This window comes from Marinomonas sp. KMM3893 (assembly GCF_004352855.1).
Taxonomy (GTDB): domain Bacteria; phylum Pseudomonadota; class Gammaproteobacteria; order Pseudomonadales; family Marinomonadaceae; genus Marinomonas; species Marinomonas arenicola.
This window is the reverse complement of the sequence record NZ_SJSC01000001.1, coordinates 196,185-218,588: the sequence shown is the minus strand read 5'-3', so window position 1 is coordinate 218,588 and position 22,404 is coordinate 196,185. Positions and strand designations below refer to the sequence as shown.

Annotated in this window: 20 protein-coding genes; 13 read left to right on the top strand and 7 right to left on the bottom strand. The window is 45.3% G+C overall.

Annotated features, from left to right (window positions below; all coding sequences use genetic code 11):
* Nucleotides 1–387 precede the first annotated feature (387 nt).
* The 5 genes from E0D71_RS01015 to E0D71_RS00995 all read left to right on the top strand — a co-directional run bounded on the left by E0D71_RS01015 (nt 388) and on the right by E0D71_RS00995 (nt 3,942).
* Nucleotides 388–684, top strand: a complete 297-nt coding sequence (locus tag E0D71_RS01015) for a DUF6172 family protein (RefSeq protein ID WP_133001447.1) — start codon at nt 388–390, stop codon at nt 682–684.
* A 237-nt stretch (nt 685–921) separates the two neighbouring features.
* Complete coding sequence (locus tag E0D71_RS01010; protein ID WP_133001446.1) at nt 922–1,761, top strand: LEA type 2 family protein; 840 nt, start codon at nt 922–924, stop codon at nt 1,759–1,761.
* 125 nt (nt 1,762–1,886) lie between these two features.
* Nucleotides 1,887–2,333 carry a thioredoxin TrxC gene (trxC, locus tag E0D71_RS01005; protein ID WP_133001445.1) on the top strand — a complete coding sequence of 149 codons (447 nt, stop codon included), beginning with the start codon at nt 1,887–1,889 and terminating at the stop codon, nt 2,331–2,333.
* Between the two features lie 123 nt (nt 2,334–2,456).
* Nucleotides 2,457–3,428 carry a transposase gene (locus E0D71_RS01000; RefSeq protein WP_133001444.1) on the top strand — a complete coding sequence of 324 codons (972 nt, stop codon included), beginning with the start codon at nt 2,457–2,459 and terminating at the stop codon, nt 3,426–3,428.
* Nucleotides 3,429–3,645: 217 nt separating this feature from the next.
* Entirely contained in the window at nt 3,646–3,942 is a 297-nt protein-coding gene (locus tag E0D71_RS00995) for a hypothetical protein (protein WP_133001443.1), read from the top strand.
* A gap of 228 nt (nt 3,943–4,170) precedes the next feature.
* Here the strand turns inward: E0D71_RS00995 and E0D71_RS00990 are convergent, their stop codons facing one another.
* Nucleotides 4,171–4,890, bottom strand: coding sequence for a spermidine synthase (locus tag E0D71_RS00990; RefSeq protein ID WP_133001442.1), 720 nt, complete (start codon nt 4,888–4,890; stop codon nt 4,171–4,173).
* A 376-nt stretch (nt 4,891–5,266) separates the two neighbouring features.
* Here E0D71_RS00990 and E0D71_RS00985 point away from each other — a divergent pair, with 376 nt between their 5' ends.
* Together E0D71_RS00985 and E0D71_RS00980 are read left to right on the top strand one after the other, a co-directional pair.
* Nucleotides 5,267–5,488 carry a penicillin-binding protein gene (locus E0D71_RS00985; RefSeq protein WP_133001441.1) on the top strand — a complete coding sequence of 74 codons (222 nt, stop codon included), beginning with the start codon at nt 5,267–5,269 and terminating at the stop codon, nt 5,486–5,488.
* A 573-nt stretch (nt 5,489–6,061) separates the two neighbouring features.
* Nucleotides 6,062–7,447: an NAD(P)/FAD-dependent oxidoreductase gene (locus E0D71_RS00980; RefSeq protein WP_243711926.1), complete on the top strand. Its 1,386-nt coding sequence runs from the start codon at nt 6,062–6,064 to the stop codon at nt 7,445–7,447.
* Between the two features lie 253 nt (nt 7,448–7,700).
* Here E0D71_RS00980 and E0D71_RS00975 read toward each other — a convergent pair whose 3' ends face one another.
* Nucleotides 7,701–8,585 carry a LysR family transcriptional regulator gene (locus tag E0D71_RS00975; RefSeq protein WP_133001440.1) on the bottom strand — a complete coding sequence of 295 codons (885 nt, stop codon included), beginning with the start codon at nt 8,583–8,585 and terminating at the stop codon, nt 7,701–7,703.
* 181 nt (nt 8,586–8,766) lie between these two features.
* Between E0D71_RS00975 and E0D71_RS00970 the strand changes: the two genes are divergently transcribed.
* Nucleotides 8,767–9,900, top strand: coding sequence for an alkene reductase (locus E0D71_RS00970; protein ID WP_133001439.1), 1,134 nt, complete (start codon nt 8,767–8,769; stop codon nt 9,898–9,900).
* A gap of 106 nt (nt 9,901–10,006) precedes the next feature.
* Here E0D71_RS00970 and E0D71_RS00965 read toward each other — a convergent pair whose 3' ends face one another.
* The 5 genes from E0D71_RS00965 to rnt all read right to left on the bottom strand — a co-directional run bounded on the left by E0D71_RS00965 (nt 10,007) and on the right by rnt (nt 17,459).
* The gene (locus E0D71_RS00965) at nt 10,007–12,154 is read right to left on the bottom strand and encodes a TonB-dependent receptor (protein WP_133001438.1); all 2,148 of its coding nucleotides are present in this window, start codon (nt 12,152–12,154) and stop codon (nt 10,007–10,009) included.
* Between the two features lie 197 nt (nt 12,155–12,351).
* Complete coding sequence (locus E0D71_RS00960) at nt 12,352–12,615, bottom strand: DUF465 domain-containing protein (RefSeq protein ID WP_133001437.1); 264 nt, start codon at nt 12,613–12,615, stop codon at nt 12,352–12,354.
* Between the two features lie 331 nt (nt 12,616–12,946).
* Complete coding sequence (locus tag E0D71_RS00955) at nt 12,947–16,195, bottom strand: DUF748 domain-containing protein (RefSeq protein WP_133001436.1); 3,249 nt, start codon at nt 16,193–16,195, stop codon at nt 12,947–12,949.
* A gap of 36 nt (nt 16,196–16,231) precedes the next feature.
* Nucleotides 16,232–16,615 carry a YbaN family protein gene (locus E0D71_RS00950; protein WP_133001435.1) on the bottom strand — a complete coding sequence of 128 codons (384 nt, stop codon included), beginning with the start codon at nt 16,613–16,615 and terminating at the stop codon, nt 16,232–16,234.
* Nucleotides 16,616–16,790: 175 nt separating this feature from the next.
* On the bottom strand, nt 16,791–17,459 hold the full coding sequence (rnt, locus tag E0D71_RS00945; protein WP_133001434.1) for a ribonuclease T: 669 nt from the start codon (nt 17,457–17,459) through the stop codon (nt 16,791–16,793).
* A 94-nt stretch (nt 17,460–17,553) separates the two neighbouring features.
* On the opposite strand from rnt, the gene E0D71_RS00940 reads away from it, so the two are divergent.
* From E0D71_RS00940 to E0D71_RS00920, 5 genes are all read left to right on the top strand, one after another.
* Nucleotides 17,554–18,441 carry an OmpA family protein gene (locus tag E0D71_RS00940; RefSeq protein ID WP_133001433.1) on the top strand — a complete coding sequence of 296 codons (888 nt, stop codon included), beginning with the start codon at nt 17,554–17,556 and terminating at the stop codon, nt 18,439–18,441.
* A gap of 210 nt (nt 18,442–18,651) precedes the next feature.
* Nucleotides 18,652–19,881, top strand: coding sequence for an argininosuccinate synthase (locus E0D71_RS00935; RefSeq protein WP_133001432.1), 1,230 nt, complete (start codon nt 18,652–18,654; stop codon nt 19,879–19,881).
* A 243-nt stretch (nt 19,882–20,124) separates the two neighbouring features.
* Complete coding sequence (locus E0D71_RS00930; RefSeq protein ID WP_133001431.1) at nt 20,125–21,036, top strand: ribokinase; 912 nt, start codon at nt 20,125–20,127, stop codon at nt 21,034–21,036.
* Nucleotides 21,037–21,057: 21 nt separating this feature from the next.
* Nucleotides 21,058–21,999 carry a nucleoside hydrolase gene (locus tag E0D71_RS00925; protein WP_133001430.1) on the top strand — a complete coding sequence of 314 codons (942 nt, stop codon included), beginning with the start codon at nt 21,058–21,060 and terminating at the stop codon, nt 21,997–21,999.
* Nucleotides 22,000–22,127: 128 nt separating this feature from the next.
* Nucleotides 22,128–22,394: an RNA-binding protein gene (locus E0D71_RS00920; RefSeq protein ID WP_133001429.1), complete on the top strand. Its 267-nt coding sequence runs from the start codon at nt 22,128–22,130 to the stop codon at nt 22,392–22,394.
* Nucleotides 22,395–22,404 lie beyond the last annotated feature (10 nt).

Sequence of the window (22,404 nt, the reverse complement as noted above, 5' to 3'; positions counted from 1 at the left end):
TGAAAGATAGACAGAGCCTCCGTCCTGGAGGCTGAAGCAAATCCCTTGCTCTCTGTCTAGATTCAAATTTAGACCCGCTTTTTCGTTCACGCAAATATCAAAGTGTAACAATATGTTTCTTATGTCTTATCGCAGGCTTTAGCAGCATAGGATTTATCAGGGGTTTACTAGGACAGGCACGTTAAAAAGCCCATGGTTTCTGGGTTTTAGACCAATTCTCAGAGATTTATCTCGGTATGAATTTCAAGGCTTACTAGGACAGGCATGCATATAGGAAGTTGGTTTTAGATATTTGTGGGACGTTGCTGCATTCGGGCTAACCCGTTATTATGTGCGGCTATAATAGGGTGGTTGTTATGCCGCCTTAGCTAACTTTCTAGGATTCTAATGAAAAAGACGTTTGCGTTATCCCACCCTAAAATTTCCTACCAGCGCTTAATTGAGATGGCAAAACACGATGTTAAAAAGTACATCAAGCAAGAGCGCGCTAAAGCATTGCCTGAAGGGGCTGATTTCTGGGGATTCAATTGCAAATTTGGTCAAACAGCAGATAAAGCAAGAACTGTTCATGAAGGCGATATTAATACCAATATTAGCGCTGCGCAAAGTCAGCATTGGAAGTCTTTTTACCTTGAAGTAGTGGCGGTTCCAAAGACGCGAACTAAGCGAGATGATGCTGAGTAAAACCTTATTTTTTGTTCTGCTTACCTGAGGTGGGTAACGGTAAAAAGCGCGACTTAGGTCGCGTTTTTTTATGGTTTTCCGTCTGAATATTTTTACCAGGACAGGCATAGTTAGAAACGTCTGTCGCTCTAAAGATGAGCCATAAGAGTGGTTTGTTAGCGTGTCTCTGAGTAGTGGCTATACTCAGTGAAGTGTGTTCAGGTAATCAAATAAGAAGTGCAAAATATGAGGTAAGGTATGTTTTCTCGATGGATGTGTGTACTTACAGTGTTGTTATCCGGGTGTGCGTCGCTACAAGAAACAATGGATGTTAATAAGCCCACAGCGTCGGTGGCTGGCGTGTCCATTGGTAGCTTATCGACAGATGCCGTGACGTTATTGCTGGATGTTGAGGTGAAAAACCCGAACGTATTTCCATTGAAAACGGCGGGATTTGATCTGGGATTATTGGTAAATGGCAATAATATTGCAAAAGTGAATCAACCAGACTCGAGTTTGTCTCTGCCTGCGAAGGGAAGCAATAGCGTTCGTTTACCCGTGACGTTAACATTTGACCAGCTTATTAAAGGTGTTGGCAGCCTTAAGGATAAAAAGCAATTTGATTATGCCGTAGAAGGTGATGTTGCTATTAATTTACCTGTGTTGGGTGACTTGAAAATGCCTGTAGCCTACGCCGGACAGTTGCCGATTCCTCAAAAGCCAGAAGTCGCGTTTAAAGGCGTTAAAATGGACTCTGTTGGTCTGAGTGGTGCTACATTTAATGTTGATTTAGAGGTAACCAACCCAAATGACTTTGATGTGAATTTAAGTGATGTTCATTATAAGCTGGCATCGAAAGGTGCGTCATTAGGTGGTGGCGAAATCAAAAAAATAGCACTAGGAAAAGGCAAAACTCAGCGCCTTACCATTCCGTTAACACTCGGTTTTAGTGAGATGGGAATGAGTTCCTATCGTATGCTGACCAGCTCGGACCCTGTTAGTGTCGACATGAGTGTTGGTGCCAATGTAGAGACGGATATTCCTGGTTGGAAGTCTAGTCCTATGACGTTTGAAAGCCAGCAAGTACTGACCCGATAGCCATCTTGTTTCCATTATGACTCTTTTTAAAACATGATGTTGAATGTCTTTGTTAACGCTTAGACATTCGATATTATTCTTTTAATGATAAGACGAATTTCAAAACATTCTTTGTGAGATTTAAGATGACTGAGTCACCCATCCAATTAATTTGTCCAAGTTGTAATACAAAAAACCGCCTGCCACACTCGAAACTTAAAGATAAGCCTATTTGTGGAAAGTGTAGAAAACCTGTTCTTTCAACAAGTCCTATTGTGGGAAACAGCGATAACTTCAGTCGCTTTGTTACCTACAATGATTTGCCTGTAATTGTGGATTTTTGGGCATCCTGGTGTGGGCCGTGTAAGCAATTTGCTCCTATTTTTGAAGAATTGGCAGGGGAAATGTCTAATCAGGTCTGTTTTATAAAACTAGATACTGAAAACAACCAAGGTATCGCTGGTGGCTATCATATTCGTTCGATTCCTACTTTGATGATATTTCATCATGGCAAAGAAATTGCGCGCATGTCTGGAGCTTTACCTAAGGCGCAATGCAAACAATGGATAATGCAAAACTTGCCTTCTGTTTAACCGCAAATATTAGCAGGACAGGCACCATTAAAAGCCAGTCATACTGAGGTTTGAGCGTTTAATTGGCGAAATTAATTATACTGTATATAATTACAGTATAATTCTTAGTCAAGAGCGTGATCTATGCCTATACCAAGAAGTCAGCAAGTCAGTTTAGAAAGTACGCCTTATTATCATTGTATTTCCCGTTGTGTACGCCGTGCTTTTTTATGTGGTGAAGACCCCGTCACAGGAAGCAGTTATGAACATCGGCGTGGCTGGATCGAGAAACGTTTATTGTTTTTAGCCAGCGTGTTTAGCATTGATATTTGTGCCTATGCAATTATGAGTAATCACCTTCATGTGGTGTTGCACGTTGATCCTGAGAAAGCGCAAAACTGGTCCGCACGAGATGTTCTCGAAAAATGGCATCGACTGCATAAAGGAACGCCCTATACACAACAATATGTTAAAGGAGAAGCCTTATCGCCTTTTGCATTGAAGTTGGTGGAGGCGTCAGTAGAGTCATTTCGGCATCGGTTGATCGATATCAGTTGGTTTATGAAAGAGTTAAATGAGCCAATTGCTCGACATGCGAATGCTGAAGACAAGTGTACGGGGCACTTTTGGGAAGGGCGTTTTAAGTCTCAAGCATTGTTAGACGAAGCGGCTTTAATTGCTTGCATGGCCTATGTGGATTTAAATCCAGTGCGAGCCAACGTGAGTGATACTCCGGAAACGTCAGATTTTACCAGTATCAAACATCGTATCGGTTTTTTGAAGAGAAATAGTCAGCCGAAATTCCTCTCTCCCTTTGTTGGTAACCCTAGACAAGATATGCCCAATGGGCTGCCTTTTCAGCTAAACGACTATTTAGAATTGGTCGACATGACGGGTAGGGTGATAAACAGTCAGAAAAGAGGGCTAATAGACGTTTCATTTCTACCTATTTTGCAGCGCTTGGGTATTTCAGCCGATAATTGGCTCTGCATTGCGATGCAATTTGGTAAGAAAACAGAGAATGTTGTTGGTCGTGCTTATTCGGTCGCTCGCTATTGTGAATCAAAAAATAGGAAAAGGCAGCTTAAGCGGCAGAATGCTTTGCTTTTTGCGTAACAACATTAATGGCAAGAAAAGCTCAGTTAAGTGTAACTGATTGCTTTAGCTTGCCTTAAATTTACTATCCTTCCTTTCAACCCCTTTTTAAGCCCACTTTCCCTTATTTAAGCCTGGCACACCATTATTAACTTGGCTTTTACTCGTCTAAATACAGGCATAATCCGATGTTTTTTGATTGTTAATTATGACTGTTCTAGTTATTTAGTCGTTAATTATGACTGTCCTAGCTATTTTGCCCAATGGGCTGCCTTTTCAGCTAAACGACTATTTAGAATTGGTCGACATGACGGGTAGGGTGATAAACAGTCAGAAAAGAGGGCTAATAGACGTTTCATTTCTACCTATTTTGCAGCGCTTGGGTATTTCAGCCGATAATTGGCTCTGCATTGCGACGCAATTTGGTAAGAAAACAGAGAATGTTGTTGGTCGTGCTTATTCGGTCGCTCGCTATTGTGAATCAAAAAATAGGAAAAGGCAGCTTAAGCGGCAGAATACTTTGCTTTTTGCGTAACAACATTAATGGCAAGAAAAGCTCAGTTAAGTGCAACTGATTGCTTTAGCTTGCCTTAAATTTACTATCCTTCCTTTCAACCCCTTTTTAAGCCCACTTTCCCTTATTTAAGCCTGGCACACCATTATTAACTTGGCTTTTACTCGTCTAAATACAGGCATAATCCGCTGTTTTTTGATTGTTAATTATGACTGTCCTAGTTATTTAGTCTTATTATGACTGTCCTAGCTATTTGATGCAGACATAAACGGAGTTGGTTGAGTCTTTTCCTTGGAATGGGTTGTAGAAGGAGACAAGGTGGGAATCAACGCGGTTAAATACGGTGGCCAACAAGGCTTCGAAGTCAGCTTCTGGTGGATTCTGCGACCACATAGCGAAAACGCCACAGGGCTTAAGTTGTTCGGCCATTCGAGATAAGTTTTCTGTTGTATAAAATCCGGCATTCTCTGGGTTGAGGTATTCAGTGGGCGAGTGATCTATGTCTAATAAGATGGCGTCGAATTTTTTGCCCGCAGCGCTTGGGTCAAACCCGTTACTTGGGTCGGTTGCAAGGTCAAAGAAGCTGCCGAGCACATAACGGTTTCGCGTGTCTGCGTTGAGTGTTTTCCCTAGAGGGACCAGCTCTTTTTGGTGCCAGCTGATGACGGTGTCTAGGGCGTCAACGACGAGCAATTCAGAGATTCGTTCGTCTTTTAGTGCAGCCACAGCGGTATAGCCTAGCCCTAAACCACCCACAACCACACTTAAGTTTTCACCGTTTACTTGCTCTAAGCCAAGTGTCGATAAGGCTTCTTCTGCCTCAACAAACATGCTCGACATAAGAAACTCTTCGCCTAGCTTTACTTCGTAAATATCTCTATCACCAAACGCAGGAATCTGCCTTCTACGCAGTGATATTTCACCTAAAGGAGAATCTTGGCTATCGAGCTCTTCGAACAATGGTGGCATGGTGTGGGTCCTAAAATGATGATTTGACCTGCATTATACTGATTACATAGAAAGAAAAGTAATTCATTGGCGACTGCTTGAGGGTTTTGTCCAGCTTGACTGAGGATTAACTATGCCTGTCCTGGTAAGGGACGACTGGGGATTAACTATGCCTGTCCTGGTAAGGGGTGTGTCCTGGTAAGGGACGTGTCCTGGTAAGGGGTGCTGATAAGGGATGTTTGACTGGTTATTAACTATGCCTGTCCTGGTAAGGGGTGGGTGTGGGGATTAAGTTGCGCTATGCAAGAAGGTGATGATGTTGGAAAATACGCATCTGGTTTTTTAATGAGTTTCATTGACTCGATTGTATGTTGCTAATGTAAGGGTAGGATATTCCATGACAGAAGAAGACAAGCAAGCCATGTTAGAGGCTTTAAAGATTGCGTTCACTTATATGCCAAAAGCCATTGAGGTCAATAAATATGAGTACGGCGATCGTTATCAATTGGTTTTGAGTCATGTGGAAGCCGTGCGAGAAACCTTGCTTATTCATGATATAGACCCTGATGAGGTTGATGGGGAAGTGAACGGTGATATTGCGCCGAACTCGACGTATTAAAAAAGGTGCAGATTATAGTGTAGAGTCGAAATGCTAGGTGTCGCTTTGTTTTCGAAATGTCACGTTAATCGTAGGTTCCTCGTTCTTTGGTTGAATAAAATTCGTGATAATTGATCGCTCTTTTTTCTAGGCATTCTAACTCATAAGTGTCAGAGCAAAATCCCCTCCAGCCCCCCTTGAAGTAAGGGGGAGAGCTAGGTTAAGGGCGGGTACTGTTTCTGTCCCTTCTCACTTCCCTTTGATGGAAAGCGTTCAAGGGGAAGGTTAGGATGGGGTGTTCTTGAACTTAAGATCAAGAGCTGAGCGAGACCTATTGTTTGGACTCTGATCTATGGTGAGATGTATTGATCTCCAGTTATTGGCCTAAAGGCCAACTCACAAGAGCCAGAGTCTCCTTTAGTCCTCTTAAAGTAAGGGGAGTGCAAGATGAAGCTCAGGAATATTTTCGAATGCCGTTGATTTGGCGGGTGATTGAAGAAAGAAGTGAATAATTTGCAAACTGAAAAGACGAGTTGGGCGGCATGTCCGCATTGTCAGGGACGTGGAAAAAAGAGCCGTAGATTGCGGAAGAAGGTGCGGTTGCAGTACCAAAAAGAGCTAGCCGCATTCGAAAAAGCAAAAGGTAACGGTCCTGCACCTGTTCGTCCTAAAGGGCATTTGGACGACTGTGCCGATTGCGCTGGCTCAGGCTTGGTTCGTGCTGTGAATCATCCTGTTGCCGATGTCGAAAATTATCCTCATGTGGCGATTATCGGTGCAGGAATTGGTGGGGTGGCATTGGCTGTGGCTTGTTTGCATCGCGGTATTCCTTTTACGCTTTATGAACGTGATGACAGTTTTGATGCGCGTTCTCAAGGTTATGGTTTGACCTTGCAGCAAGCGAGTAAAGCGATTGAAGGTTTTGGGCTTTTTTCTCTATCTGAAGGCGTGGTGTCGACTCGTCATCTTGTCCATACGCCAGAGGGCAAGGTTGTGGCGGAATGGGGCATGAGAAAGTGGCTCGCTTCTGGCGAGTTGGCAGCGAAAGACAACTCTCCTAAACGCACTAACGTGCATATTGCGCGACAGTCATTGCGTTTGGCGTTGCTCGATCAACTGGGCGGTCACGATAAGGTTCACTGGGGGCATCAGCTTGTTGATATGAAAGAGGCTGGTGATGGTCTGAGATTGCATTTTAAAGTGGCTGGCGAGATCAAACATGTGAAGGCGGGGCTTGTTGTTGGCGCCGATGGCATTCGGAGTTCTGTGCGCCAGTTGTTGATCGCTGACGATGTGGCGCCGCTGCGTTATTTGGGCTGTATTGTGATTTTAGGAATTTGCCCGTTGCGTGATTTGAGGGGGCTTGAAGACGACTGTCTTGAAAACGAATTGCTGGATTCTGCTACGGTTTTTCAAACAGCCAATGGCAATGAGCGTATTTATATTATGCCTTATTCATCGGATTCTGTGATGTGGCAACTTAGCTTTCCTATGCCTGAAGAAGAGGCCAAAGCCTTAAGTGCCAAAGGGGTACAGGCATTGAAGGAAGAAGCCATGCGGCGCACTCCATGGCACGCTCCAATACCACAAATTTTATCCGCTACTGACGCTAGCTTGGTGTCTGGCTATCCTGTGTACGATCGGGCTTTGTTAGAGCCTCAGTGGTTAGCTCAAGCGGGGAAGGCTACCTTGATTGGCGATGCCGCTCACCCGATGAGTCCTTTTAAAGGACAGGGAGCAAATCAAGCCTTGTTAGACGCCTTGGCCTTGGCTCGAGCGATGACCAAAGGGTGTGGCCCTTTTGCCGACTGGCGAGAAGCAGGCGTTAGAAACAGTGTGCTTACAGAGTTTGAAGCTGAGATGTTAGAGCGCAGTGCTGTGAAAGTAAAAGGGTCCGCCGAGGCCGCCGAGTTTTTGCATTCAGAGATTGTGCTTCATGAGGGTAACGAGCCAAGAGGACGTTGCTTAAATCGGCAATAATAGTAGGCGGATGAATGGGGGAGGGGATGACGCTTATCCAGCCAAAGTTCTTAAACATGAGTATCTCCACTTAGATGCATTTTCCCACATGGGGTTAAATTAATGTCAGGCAGTAATGCCGATGGAGGTAAGTGTATATATGTGTTTTTTGTTGATAATACCTGTTTATGCTGCTTCAGTTTATAGAAATTAAATATAATAAGCGCAACAAAGGTTAACCCTAGGTAAGAGGATAGTGGGTAAGTCTACCCGCTTATAAATTTTGCAATTGCTCAATTAACCAACGGTGAATAGGACTGTCGCTGGTACGAGGGTGCCAAGCAACGATAACTTGAAATGAAGGGGGCAGCGCGGCGACGGCCAGTTCTTTTACTTTGTCATTAGGCAATAATCTAGACGGGAAAAAAGCAATCATATCCGTGGTTTGTAAAATATTAGGCACAGCCGAAAAACTGGGCACCGACATGACGATATTGCGGTTGAAGCCTTTATTCGCAAACCATTGGTCATGGGAGCCTTTTAAATTAGCCCGTGAAGGCGACACCACCAGTTGCGGTAGCGCTGCGATTTCCGACAGGCTTAAAGGTTCCTCAAAGCCGCTATTCTGGCAGCCAGTAATACACAAATGTTGCTCTTCGAGTAGGGTCTTATAAGCGAGATTATCTGGTATGAATTCAGGAAAGCTGATTAATAGGTCGAGCTCTCCTGCACTAATCAGTTGATTGACCTTGTCCGATTCGAAATCTCGAACAATCAGTTTTAATCCAGGGGCTTGTCGGCGAGTAATGCTGAACAATTGAGGCAACAGTGCTTGTGTCGCATAGTCTGTGGCACTAATGCTAATCACCCCTTTGTAGGTTTGTGGTGTAAACACATCAGGTTCGAGCAGAGCGTCGAGCTGTTTAAGAATTTGTTCAACCGCAGGGCCCAGTGTTTGGGCTTTGGGGGTGGCGACCATGTGGTTGCCTTGGCGGATAAAAAGACGATCATCAAATAAGTCGCGCATTTTCCGCAGCTGTTCGCTGATGGCTTGTTGCGTTAATCCCATCTTGCGTGCCACTTGAGAGAGATTGTTAAGCTCTAGCAAAGCATTTAGCACTCTGAGCTGTTTGATATCGAGTCTATTTATACCATTCATAATTGTATCTTAAACAAAAAAGTCTTGTTTCAAATTGTATATTTAAGCCTCTATGCTGACAAACATTGTTTTGCTGGCGATCGCAGTGTTCGGTGTGGCCTTGTCCCATGTAGAGCATTCGCCAGAACAAAACATATTTTTAAACAAGGTGTTACACAATCCGCTTTAAAAGAGAGTCTTCATGAAACAAATTTCCCCGAACACAAGTGCGTTATTTTCTAGCGTTGCACTGGGGCCTTATACCCTTAACAACCGTATTGTTTTACCTCCATTGACCCGTTCTCGTAGCTCTCAACCGGGTAATGTTCCGAATGATGTAATGGCCAGTTATTACGCTCAGCGAGCCAGTGCGGGTTTTATGGTGACAGAAGGCACGCAAATTGAGCCCAGAGGCCAAGGTTACGCGTGGACGCCAGGCATACATTCTCCAGAACAAATAGAAGGGTGGAAAAAAGTCACCCGTGCGGTACACGAAAAAGGAGGCATTATTTTTGCTCAACTTTGGCACGTAGGACGGGTTTCTCACACCAGTTTACAGCCAGCTGGTGAGCCTCCTATCGCACCGAGTGCGATTGCAGCGGATAACGTCAGCGTGTTTGTCGAAACAGGTCCAGGTGAAGGCGCTCTGGCAGAGCCAAGTATGCCACGTGCATTGTCCACGGAAGAAGTTGGCGAGTTAGTTGCGCTCTACGCACAAGCGGCACGAAATGCCCTAGCAGCAGGCTTTGATGGGGTTGAGTTGCATTGTGCGAATGGTTATTTAGTGAATCAGTTTATTTCCGAGCACAGCAATCAGCGTGAGGATCAATATGGTGGTTCTCTTGAAAACCGCTTGCGCTTTTTGAAAGACATTGTCGCCGCGGTCAGTGAGGTGGTTGGACCAGAGCGCTTGGGGGTGCGTTTCGCGCCTTTGTTTGCTAGCACCGATGAAGACCGAGTGTATTTAGGTCTGGTCGAAGCCGATCCACATACCACTTATATCGAGGCGATCAAGTTGCTTGAGCAAGCTAAGGTGGCATATTTGTCCATTGCTGAAGCGGATTGGGAAAACGCCCCGGACCTTCCCGATACTTTCTACAGTGCGGTTCGAGAGACGTTTTCTGGGCGTATTATCTACGCGGGCAAATACACAATTGAAAAAGCACTGAAAGTATTGAGCAAGGGGCACGGCGACTTGTTTGCTTTTGGGCGTCCCTTTATCGCCAACCCAGATTTGCCAGAACGTATTGCCAATGGATGGCCACTCAATGACGTTGACCCTGCCACCATGTATGGCGGAACGGCTCAAGGCTACAATGATTATCCATCATACTAGCCTATTAGAATAACGAGACGGCTAGAGTTAGTAACGAAAAAGGCAAGCTGGTGGATCATTCACCGCTTGCCTTTTTTATTTGAGATATTTCTATACTAGTGACAGGTTAAAAGTCGTAGCTAGCGCTTAGATAAACACGGCGGCGTTCGCCGACGTAGGAACCGATGGTTTTGGTAAAACCACTGACGGCGTATTTTTTATCAAATAAGTTCTTGATGTTGGCTTGGAACTTCCAGTCTTCCCATACGGTTTGCCAAGACGCATCGTAAACGGTGTAGGATTTGACGGTTTGATTGTCGCGGTTTTTTTGAGTGCTGACGTAATCCGCGCCAAAACCAATGGAAGAGGTTATGCTCGGGAAGTCATATCGAGTCCATACCCCAAGCTGATGGTGCGGCATGTTGGCTTTGTAACGATAGGCGTCGTCTGTATCGGTCACTTTGACGTCGTTATAGGCGTAACTGATGTTGGCCAGCCAGCGCTTGGTAATGTCGATTAAAGCATCGGCTTCAAAACCTTGGCTGCGGATTTTACCAATGGCAATGTTGTAATCATCGTCATCAGGGTCTTCTGCAAGCATGTTTTTGCGCTCAATATGGTACACCGCAAGATTCAGGTTTAAGCGGTTGTTAAACAAGTAAGTGCGCACACCAAGTTCGTATTGCTGGCTTTCTTCTGGGTCAAATAAGCTGCCGTCTTCAGAAGTTTGTTGATCAGAAGCGCTTTGTGGTGAAAAGCCCGTTGAATAAGACACATAAGGTTTTAGGTAACGGTTCAGATCGTAGGTCGCACCAAAGCGAGTGGAATACCCCACATCGTTATAAGACGCTTCCGTATCTCCTTTGTGATCGGTGTAATCTTCTTGCATGTAATCAAGGCGACCGCTACCCAATAAGCTCAGTTTATCCGTGACTTTCCACTGGTCTTGAATAAAGGCGCCTACCTGATTCAACTCTGTGGTTTGGTCTTTCGACAAGCTCATGGTGTAGTCACTCACGTCGTCGTCGTAAACAGGGTTCGTTAGGCTAAGGTTTGAGACGCCAGCACTTTCTCCTGTGGCTTTATAATAGACATAATCTTCTTTGTTGTAGTAGTAATCTGCGCCCGTTACCAAGGTGTGTTTGCCCAATTCGGAAACAAAGTAAGAGGAGACATTCAGCCCTTTATTGTTCCAAACTTGATCGCGGTATTCTCGGGTAGCGGTATCCGCAACGCCATCAGAATCTGTATCCGATAAGCTTTTTAGCTCATGATAATTTTGTGTTTCTGTGTTTTCGAAATAACGTATGCTGGTGTGATTGCTTAACCAGCTATTGATTTCATGGTCTAAGGTTGCTTGGAAAACATCGGCTTTTAATTCCTGATAATCCGAAGGCTCATTGTTATTCCATGAGGTGTCTGCTAGGAAGTTACCGTCGTCATCGGTCGGAATGCCGCGTAAACGGGCACCATCGATATGTTGATAAATATGCGTGTACTGTAGGGTCAGTGTGGAGTCTTCATCCAGGTCCCAGGCGTAGCCAAGGTCAATGTTTTCGTTTTCTTCTTCGACATTATTGCGGTAAGAGTTTTCTCCACTTGAGTAAATGCCGACACGATAACGTTGTGAACCCGACTCATTTGCTGGGCCTGACGACTCAACGCTGCCGCTTAAGAAGTCTTTGTTACCAGCGCTCACCTCGAGTGTATTTTTCTGCTCATAAGTCGGTTTTTTGGTCACGTAGTTAATTGTGCCACCGGAATCCCCTGCGCCATATAGAGCGCCAGAAGGGCCTTTTAACACCTGAACTTCTTGGATGGTGAACAGTTGAGGGATAGAAAACCCTTTATAAGGGTCGCCTTTCATACCATCGTAGAGTACTTCGTCTTGGGCAAAGCCACGCATGGTGACCGTTGAAAAATTGTTATAGGAGACGCCTGAGATAGAGCGATAAAGATCACTAATTTGATTGGCTGCTTGGTCTTCGATCAGCTCTTTGGGCAACACTTGAATGGATTGCGGGGTTTCATCAATGGGCGTGCTGGTGCGAGTGCCTAGTGTTGATTCGTCTTCTTTGTAAAGCGACAGAGCGCGCCCTTTGACTGCGAGAGCATCTAGTTCAATTGGCGCTGAGTCGTTTGTTGTGGATGTGACTTCAACTTGTTCTGACCGATCCGTGGTGTGGTCTTCTACATTAGAGTCTGCGATAACGCCGGCGGAAAAGACAAGCGCTCCATATGCTTGCATCATCGTTAGCGTGGTTTTCAAATTCATAGCTGGGCCAAGGGTAAGTAAGTTAGACGCGCATAATAGTGTTTTTGATAATCATTTTCAATTGAGTTTTTTCTGAAAGTTTACACTTTTTTGCGGATGTCTTCTTTTTTGGCCAAAAAAGGCAATGTGTTGGTCAACATCATTGCCTTGTGTGTCATTGAACGTTTTGTTGGTCAGTTGCCTGACAATAATGCGCGCTAAGCGGACGCCGTCTTTTGTTCGGTGACGGTTTTAAGGTAATTTACGATTGTGTCTTTAAGCTGAAGGCGGCGTTTTTTAAACTCCTCTTCTTCGGCGGTGCTAGTAAGGACAATTTCTTTTTCCATTTTTTCAACTTCTTCCGTGATGAAGTTGTACTCATCAAACAGCTTCTTAAAATGCGCATCGGTCATTTTAAGGTGATGAATGTCTTCTTTAAACTCAGGTAATTCATTGACCAGTGTGTGGTTTTCGATCGGCATAATATTCTCCTTATGTATTTCTTATTACTAGATTACGCGAGAGAGCCAAGGGAGCGCTTGATGTGTGTCAAACTTTGTCTGTCTAGTTTGCAGCCATGCCGATGGCTCGAGCATTTAAATCCTTGTATTCAGACTCGCATTAAGATGACGTCTTGTTCGTGCGAGCCATACACTAAGGTATGAGGGAGTATGGGCGTAAATCAATAGCGTGAAGATTTGCTGCGAAGGGTTTTAGTATTTGGCGCTGAGTTTTACCGAATGTTGACGGCTTAGATCATAAAAAAGGCCAATTCATTATAATGAATTGGCCTTTAACGCGTGCTTTTTGTCGTTAGAAGTTGAGCTCAATACGCGGTTGGCTTTTTTTCGAGAAGTCCAATTCTGGCGAGCAAATAAACAAGCGTGCAGAGTCAATATCCTGCGACACCAAGTAATCCTTTAAGTGGTTTGCTCTTTCTTCTGCAATAAGGTTGGCTTGGTGCCTTGCTTGGTCGTCAATGGTTGCTGGTGGTTGCTCAAGGCCTAGATCCACATAGCTGGCAATACCACAAATCTTCAGTTCACTTTGCTTTTTGTCTTTGAGCAGGGCGACCAATTGTTTTAAGAAGACGTCTTGTTGGTCTTCGATAGTGGTTTCTTTTGCTTGGTAGATCAATGGTTTTACACGTATTTTTAGCAATTGATCACTGGCGAATTGCGCCACTGTGATGACGTTGGCGTAAGGCACAAAGGTTTGCAGCAGGTAGCTGCTTGAAGCTTGGAATAAGGCTTTTTTCACTGGTATAAAGAGGAAGTCGCTCCAGCCAAAAGAAGGGCTATCAATGTTGCCTGATAAAGGAATATCTAGGTCGATGTTGTTATTGCTGTCTTTGAGAGCGCCGACCGCTATGTTCAAAGGAATCACCCCAGCCTTAATGGCGGAGCCGCTTTCGTAGGTGCCACCAAGGTCAAATTGTTTTAACACCAGATGGCTCTTACCACTTAGCTCGCCTTGTTGTGAGTCCAACTTCAAATCTAGGTTCAGTTGCCCAGAATCAATTTGATACCCCAATACGTTCGCTATATAAGGGGAATAGGGAGGCAATTCGGCTTGGGATACTGTTAACTCGCTTTGCATGGTTAGCTCATCGGCCAGAGGCCAAATTGTTAGGTCGCCGTTGAGTTTGGTGTATTTGCCATTTTTCACTTCAAGGGCAAGTGTTGTCGCTTGTTTTTTGTCTTTTGTATTGAGGTTTCTAAGCGATAACTTGGTGATCTCGAGTGTGCGCTTTAGTGGCGGTTTGACGCCATTGTCCTCCAAATGAACGCTAGAGGTGCCCGTAAGGTCAAAAGCACCGAGAATCACGTAGTAAGGCGCCTTGAAAGCAGGGTCTTGGGCTGCGCCAGGCGTTTTCTCAAGCGTGTTGTTCGCGTCTTTTTCTTTTGGCGCCGAGGTTTTCGGCACAGTGGCATCAGGCGGTGTTTGCTGGTTAGCATCAATAAAGACTAGGTTGCTGATACGGCGTTCTTTGTCCATCAGCACATTACTGACTAGATTTTTAGTGAGCACGCTTTTTATCTGAGCGCCATCTTGATTGGCGTTGACTTGGTTTACTTCTAGATGGCTTAACGTAGCCAGTGGCGGCTGCTTTTTACCTTTATTGATAGGCTCAGAGACCACCAGGTTGTTAATAATAAACTGCTGCAAAGTAGCGGCGAAATCATTGCCTTGCTGCGTGATATCTAAATTAGTCAGATTAGCACTGTCCCACGCTGCCGCGCGCTTTTCAGGGGTGAGTTGGCTGTCCATGGCGTTACTTAGCAGGTTGATGCCTGTGCCGGTTAGGTTCGGCGCTTTGTCACCGTCTAAGTCTATATTAAGCTGTTTTGCCGTCAGTTGCGTGTTGCCTAAGGTCGAGTGAATGGTGTCCTTTTTGGCAACATCTAGGTGGCCAATGGCTAAGTCAAATTGGCTGTTTTGGATGGCAATGCTTTGTTTGTTTTGCGTCGCGGTGAGCGAATTGCTCCAATTGAGCGTCTGATATGCCAGCTTATTGTCCGCCTGTTGTGCGGCTAATCCGCTACTTGACACCTTGCTGTTGAGTGCTAAAGACACCTGTTCGTCTGATGTTTGTGTTGCGCTGAGATTCGACAGCTCAATGCCGGTATGGTCGTTGTCGAGCAGTAACGAGGTTAACGCGAGCGATAGGCCCGTGACAGAGAAATCACTTTTCGGGGTGCTGGCGGTGATGCCTTCTGCTGTTTTGTTGATTTCAAACGGCAGCGCTAAAGACGCACTCTTGATCGCGGCGGTTTGTTCTTCAGGCAGTTGTGCGTTGAGATCACTGAGTTTGATTAACAAATGGCTGGTTAACTGAAGGGCTGTGGCGTCATCTTGGGCTTGAGCAACCAAGTCATCCAGGGTGAGTTGAAGCTTGCCAACTTGTGCTTGATTGCCATCTTGTTGGATGTTGACGCCTTGTAGGCGAATGTCTGTCTGCTGGCTTTTTAGATCGTTGATGTTTTGTTGGCGCTTAAGGGTCAGTGCGGAGCTTAGATCCAAGCTTTGATATTCTGTGCTGTTTTCGTCTTGAGTAAACGCACTGTCTTGGCTAGACAGGGTTATCTTCCCCGATGCGGAGATGGCGTTGTCTGTGTTGTAAGTCGCAGAGACATCAGCAAGGTCCAGTGTCGTGTTTTTGGTGCTGACGGACATCTTGTCTTGAAGCGGCAGTGCAAGGTCATCCGCACGGATAGTCAGTGTCGATTTATGCAATGAAAAAGAGGAGGATTGGGCGTTGGAAAGAATCGACAGCGCCAGTTTCCCGTCCAATGAAATCACACCGCTGCCTTGCTGATAAGGCGCAGGTACAAAGTGCGCAAAGTCTTTCAGAGGGAGACGGTTCTTACCCAGTGTTAGATCCACTGTCGCAGTATTCGGGTTGTAGTCGAAGCGACTGCTCAGTCTAAACTGCGCGCTATTGAGTAACGCGTTGAGTTCTAGTTTACCTTGCCAATCAAGCCCTTGTCCGGCGAGGTCGTCAATGGCCACATTGTTAATGGTGAGTGTGTCTTTTGTTGGGCTGCTTTGCTCAGCTAATTGACGTGTTAGATGCACGGCGCTGTTGGTAAAGCGAAAACGTGGCACATTGATTGACCATGAGGATGCCTTGTCGGTGTCTTCTTCTTTTGCCTTCTCTGTTGTCTCTTCTGGTGTTGTTTGCTGATATTGAGATAGATCGATACCGGCCACAAACCATTGATCTTTTTGTTGTTTTATATCGAGGATAAGGCCATCAATGTCGGCGTCGGTGACATGGATGTTTTTGGTAAACAAGGGGAAAACTTCAATGCCAACAGACAGCTTATTCAGGGCCAGTGTCTGTTGTTCACCCGCCATCACGTTAAGTTCTTTTAAGGTGATCTTAGGTGGAAAGAAGTCTACCGACAGGCTAGACACACTGGCTTCTTCACCTTGTTCTGCAAAGTATTTGACCAGGTAGTGCTTGCCGATGATTGGCGTCAGCAGCCAGGTGACAAAAATAACAATGAATAGGCTGATGCTTGGAATGATAAGATAATTACGCCAAGGTTTTTTCATAGTATTTTGCCTGTTTACCCGCGGTTATGTTGTGTTTTAGGTGGATTTCTCTGGGTCTGGTCGTGTTGGCATACGCAGCAGATAGATGCTCACAGCCAACCCTATAATGATTAAACAAAGCGTTGCCCAGAACCGTCCTACAATAATGATAGATATTGTCATGCCAAGCCACATAAATAGTATGGCTCGGTTTCTCGTGCGTTTGGGGATGCCATCGGAAGACTGCCAATCACGAAGTATTGGGCCGAAGTATTTGTGCTCAATCAGCCAAGTATGAAAACGCTCAGAGGATTTTGAAAAGCACCATGCGGCAAGCAGCACGAGAGGGGTGGTGGGTAACAAAGGAAGAAAAATCCCTATGATGCCAGTGATGAGCGAAAACCAGCCTAAAATAATGAAAAAAATTCGTTTTCCTTGCATATCATCGCCCATGATTGTGCGTCACGTTGAAAATTATTCTAACGTTGCTTTGGCTGCTAATGCTAGTCGCTTTGCACTTTACTGACTAGACGTAACAAATTGTTGAGGTAAAGCCGTCAAACGGGGTCGGCTGAGCCAGAATCCCGATTGACGCTTAAAGAAAAGATATTTTGCGTTATTTGCCCGCGTTAAAAATCGCCTCCATGGACTCTTCCATTTCAGGCTCAACGAGGGGCCAACCGCCTAAACGTTTCAAGCGATTTACCATTTCACAAAATAATTCTGCGGTTTTTTCCGTGTCGTATTTTGCTGAATGCGCTTCTGCATTACTGAACGGAATCGCCGCCGCTTCACAGGCTTTTGCCAACACGGTTTGACCGAATACCAAGCCGGCTAGGCTGGCGGTGTCAAAACTGGAGAAGGGGTGGAATGGGTTGCGCTTTATGTCCGCACGTTCAATGGCCGCATTTAAAAAGCCATGATCGAAAGCAGCGTTGTGACCCACTAGAATAGCGCGTTTACAACCAACCGATTTTAATTCTTTGCGTACTTTAGTGAAGATTTGCGTGATAGCATCACTTTCTTCAATGTGCGCTCTTTCTGGATCAAATGGGTCTATACCGGTAAAATCCAAGGCGGCTTTTTCTAGGTTTGCGCCTTCAAAAGGTTTGACCAGAAACTCCAAGGTTTCGTGAATAAAAAGGTCGCCATTTTCATCCATTCTGAGGATGCTCGCGGCGATTTCTAGTAATGCATCGGTTTTTTGATTAAAGCCTGCGGTTTCTACGTCGATAACAATCGGTAGGAAGCCGCGGAATCGATCTTTGATTTCATGGTTTGACAAAAGAAGGTCCTTAATTCTGCCACTTGCTCAGGAATGACTAGGTAGATAGGATCGGATGATAACACAATTGATAATGCTTGAACGAGATCTCTAAATGGGAATTACCCAACAACTGATAATTCGTAGTTTTTTTGTCTTAGGGACTCTTTTGCCTGTTAGTCAGGCGAGTGCATTGACCCATTACCAGTCGGATATAACGGATTCAAAGTGGCTTTTATCAGGGAATATTTTTTCCTGCAGTTTGACGCATCCGGTGCCTAACTATGGGGAAGGGCATTTTATCAAAGAAGCCGGTGAGCCGATGAAGTTTGTGCTCAAGCCAGAAAATGAAAAGCTAGGTCCAGGTCAGGTCTATATTATTTCTCAAGCTCCTAACTGGTCGCCTGGTATCAAGCCAGAGACGCTCGATATATTGCCTTACCCAGGTTATGGTCTAACGGTGGAAGTCGGAGGACGCGTTGCAGAAAAAATGCTCACCAGTTTGGATCGAGGGCGACAGCCTGCGGTGGCTGGTACTGCTTGGGAAAATCGACGGGAAACCGTTGAGGTGAGTTTATCGAATATTAATTTTGCGCCTGCTTATAATGAATTTCGCCGTTGTTTGTCGTCCTTGTTGCCGGTGAATTATGATCAAATTGCGCGAACGGCAGCCTTGTTTCCGACTGGTCATGCGGACTTAACCGAGGGTACAAAGCGACGTTTAGATTTGGTGGCGCTGTATGTGTCCAATGACCCAACAGTGCAATACATTTACATTGACGGTCACTCGGATAATATAGGATCGCGTCGTGATAACCGTGAGCTGTCCAAGGAAAGAGCCGAAAAGGTCACCGCCTATTTGCTGAAAAAAGGCGTGCCCGTGGATAAGATCATTTCACGTTATCATGGGGATCGTTATCCTGCAGTAAGCAACAATTCGGCTAAAGGTCGGGACCGAAATCGACGTGTCACAATTCGTTTAGAAAAAATCAATGACAGCTAAGAGCAAGGCTTGACGCTAGCCACAATCCGTATAAATACCAGAAAGCCCCTGTAATCATGCAATTATCCTCATGGTTAGGGGCTTTTTGCTTGCTATGAAAGGGGCGAAATCTTAAACTAAACGCCCCTTTTTTTAATTTATTTGCGCCGCCATGTACTGGTTTTAAAGTATTGGTGTGGGAGCGCGATCTCGTTGAGGAGAATAGAGATAATGTCTGACGTGAAGAAGGTAGTGCTTGCCTATTCTGGCGGCCTGGATACTTCCGTAATCGTGAAGTGGCTTCAAGAAGAGTATAATTGTGAAGTGGTTACCTTTACCGCTGATTTGGGTCAGGGTGAAGAAGTTGAACCAGCTCGCGCGAAAGCTCAAGCGTTGGGTATTAAGGAAATCTACATCGAAGATTTACGCGAAGAGTTTGTCCGCGACTTCGTATTCCCAATGTTCCGCGCTAACACTATTTATGAAGGCGAATACCTACTAGGTACGTCTATCGCTCGTCCTTTGATTGCGAAACGTTTGATCGAAATCGCAAACGAAACCGGTGCTGATGCCATTTCACACGGCGCAACCGGTAAAGGTAACGACCAAGTACGTTTTGAGTTGGGTGCTTACGCGCTAAAACCAGGCGTTAAAGTGATCGCTCCTTGGCGTGAATGGGATCTTACGTCCCGTGAAACCTTGATGGCGTACTGTGAAAAACACAAAATCCCAGTTGATTTCTCAACTAAGAAGAAAAAATCACCTTACTCTATGGATGCCAACTTACTGCACATCTCTTTTGAAGGTGACCAGTTAGAAGATCCGTGGACTGAGCCAGAAGACGACATGTGGCGTTGGTCTGTGTCTCCAGAAGACGCGCCAAACGAAGCGACATACATCGAAATCGGTTACGAAAAAGGCGACCCAGTTTCTATTAACGGTGAAGCCATGTCACCAGCGACTATCTTGGAAACATTGAACAAGATTGGTGGCGCGAATGGTATTGGCCGTGTTGATATCGTAGAAAACCGTTTTGTTGGTATGAAAGCGCGTGGTTGTTACGAAACACCTGGCGGCACCATCATGATGAAGGCGCATCGCGCGATTGAATCTATCACCTTGGATCGTGAAGCGATGCATTTGAAAGATGAGATGATGCCGCGTTACGCAAAAATCATCTACAACGGTTTTTGGTGGTCAGAAGAGCGTCGTATGATGCAAGCCTTGATCGATACATCACAAGAGCACGTTAGCGGTACTGTTCGTCTTAAGCTTTACAAAGGCAACATTACAGTGGTTGGTCGTCAATCTCCAAACAGCTTGTTCGATAGCTCTATTGCGACTTTCGAAGACGATGCGGGTGCTTACGATCAAAAAGACGCAGCAGGCTTCATCAAATTGAATGCTTTGCGCATGCGCATTGCCGCTCAAAAAGGCCGTGGCTTTTTAGATAAAAAGTAACAGCGTCCTTTTTCTAAAAAACGCCTCATTTTTAACCAGATGAGGCGTTTTTTTTATCTTTTCATCGAAGTTTTTACAATCGGTCAGATATTTTTCTATTTGAATAAACGAAAAAAAATGTTTTGATTAACGATTGGTTTTTCATGCTGTCGTTTTCATTCTGCATCGATAGCGAGTGTATTCTTGAGTGCGTTGTCGCCGCTAAGTATGGGGTGTGGGCGTTATCTTAAAAGAAGAGTAATTATGACAATTTATAACTTTGGTTCGATTAATTTAGATCACCTTTATCAGGTGGATCATTTCGTGCGTCCTGGTGAAACCATGGCATCGAAAAGCTATCAGTGTTTATTGGGTGGAAAAGGCGCGAACCAATCCGTCGCTTTGGCCAAAGCAGGAGCAGAGGTAAAGCACGTAGGGGCGATACATCACAGTGATCAAGCGGTATTGGATCAATTGTCTGCCTTGGGTGTGGACACCAAGCTCATTGCGACAATGGATGTTCCTACCGGCCACGCCATTATTCAGTTAAATGCAGAAGCAGAAAACGCCATCATACTGTTTCAAGGTGCTAACCACGCATTGACGTCAGAGCAGGTTGATGACGTGCTAACCCAAGCCAACGCTGGAGATTGGGTGTTGTTGCAAAACGAAACCAATCAAATCGAATACACCATGAAGCAAGCGCAGGCTCATGGACTAAAAGTGGCGTTTAACCCAGCGCCAATGGACGCAGAATTGACCAAAAAAGTATTGCCATCGGTTGATCTACTGATTGTGAATGAAGTGGAAGCCATGGACCTTCTTGGCGTCTGTGATATTGAAACCGCAAGCCAAACCTTGCCCACAGCCTACCCAGACTTATCCGTATTGATGACCTTGGGCAAAGCGGGAGTGCGGTATTTTCCAAAGCAAGAAGCGGGTCAGCGAATGGAGAGCCTTTTTGTCGAGGCCTTTTCTGTGGAAGCGGTAGACACCACGGCGGCAGGGGATACCTTTATTGGTTATTGCTTGTCTTCATTAATGAATAACGAAGACATGACAGTCGCACTAAAGCGTGCCTGTGCGGCCTCTGCGCTTTGTGTTACCAAAATGGGTGCGGCATCCGCCATTCCAAGCAGTGCCGACGTTACAGAATTTTTAGCCAAACAGGCTTAGTTTATAAAGAGGAAGTCGAATATGGCTCGTAAAATTATTATTGATACAGATCCCGGCATTGATGATGCTATGGCGATCTTTTTTGCCTTTCAAGCACCACAATTAGATGTGCTGGGGTTGACCACAACCTTTGGTAATGTGCCGGTTGAATTGGCGACACAAAATGCCATTACCTTGACCGAAATTGCGAAAGTCGATGTGCCCGTTGCACAAGGCGTTGCCGTTCCGTTTACGATTGCGCCACGCCCACACCCAGACTTCGTTCATGGTGCAGATGGCTTTGGTAACATTAATTGGCCTGCGCCAAAGGGCAAAGCGATTGATAAAAGCGCGGCTCAGTTTATTGTCGATACGGTACGAGCCTACCCAGGTGAAGTGACCATTATTGCCTTGGGGCCGTTGGGTAACCTTGCCAAAGCGCTAGAGCTTGATCCAGAAGTGGCGAATCTTGTCGACGAAGTGATTCTAATGGGCGGCACTGCCATTGAATACGGCAATGTGTCCCCCGTTGCTGAAGCCAATATTATGAATGACCCACACGCCGCAGATGCTGTCTTTACCGCGGCTTGGCAAGTGACCATGATAGGCCTTGATGTCACGCACCAAGTGTTGCTTGATAATACTGTGTTAGAGCGTATTAAACAGGCTAACCCAGAAGAAGGGGGGTTCCTTTACGATTGTGCTCAGCATTACATTAATTTCTACAGCAGCCGTTTTGATATGAATGGCTGTTATTTCCACGATGCTTCAACCATCGCTTACGCTATGGACCCAAGCATTTTTGGGGTTGAATTAGGGGCCGTGCGAGTGGCGTGTGAAGGCATTGGTATTGGCCAAACTATTTTTGCGCCACAAGGGATGACGTTTCCAGAACCGCATTGGAACGATGTGCCAATGACGCAAGTCTGCATGGAAGTAGACAGCGACCGCCTACTGACGTTATTTGAAACAACACTTTCTTAATTCAGGTGTTTTAAGAATAAGAAAAAGGCATGGGAAGCCCTTCTCGTGCCTTTTTTATTGCTCGCTCTTCTCTCTGGCGTGTTAACCTTGCGTCATTGAAAGACAGATTACATAAAGATGAGAAACCTATGAAAATTTTAGTACGAAACCTAGCGCGTAACACCACAGAAGAAGAACTGCATAAACTATTTTCTGCTCACGGTACCTTGCAATCTTGTACCTTGGTGATGGACAAAGAAACGGGCGAATCGAAAGGTTTTGCGTTTATTGAAATGCCAAAAGTAGGCGAAGTAAAAGTGGCGATTAAAGCGCTTAATGGCATCGACCTAGACGGCAACAAAATCCGCGTGAAAAAAGCCGAAGATAAAGTCGCAGACGAAAAAGCAGAAAAGTAATTTTTGCTGT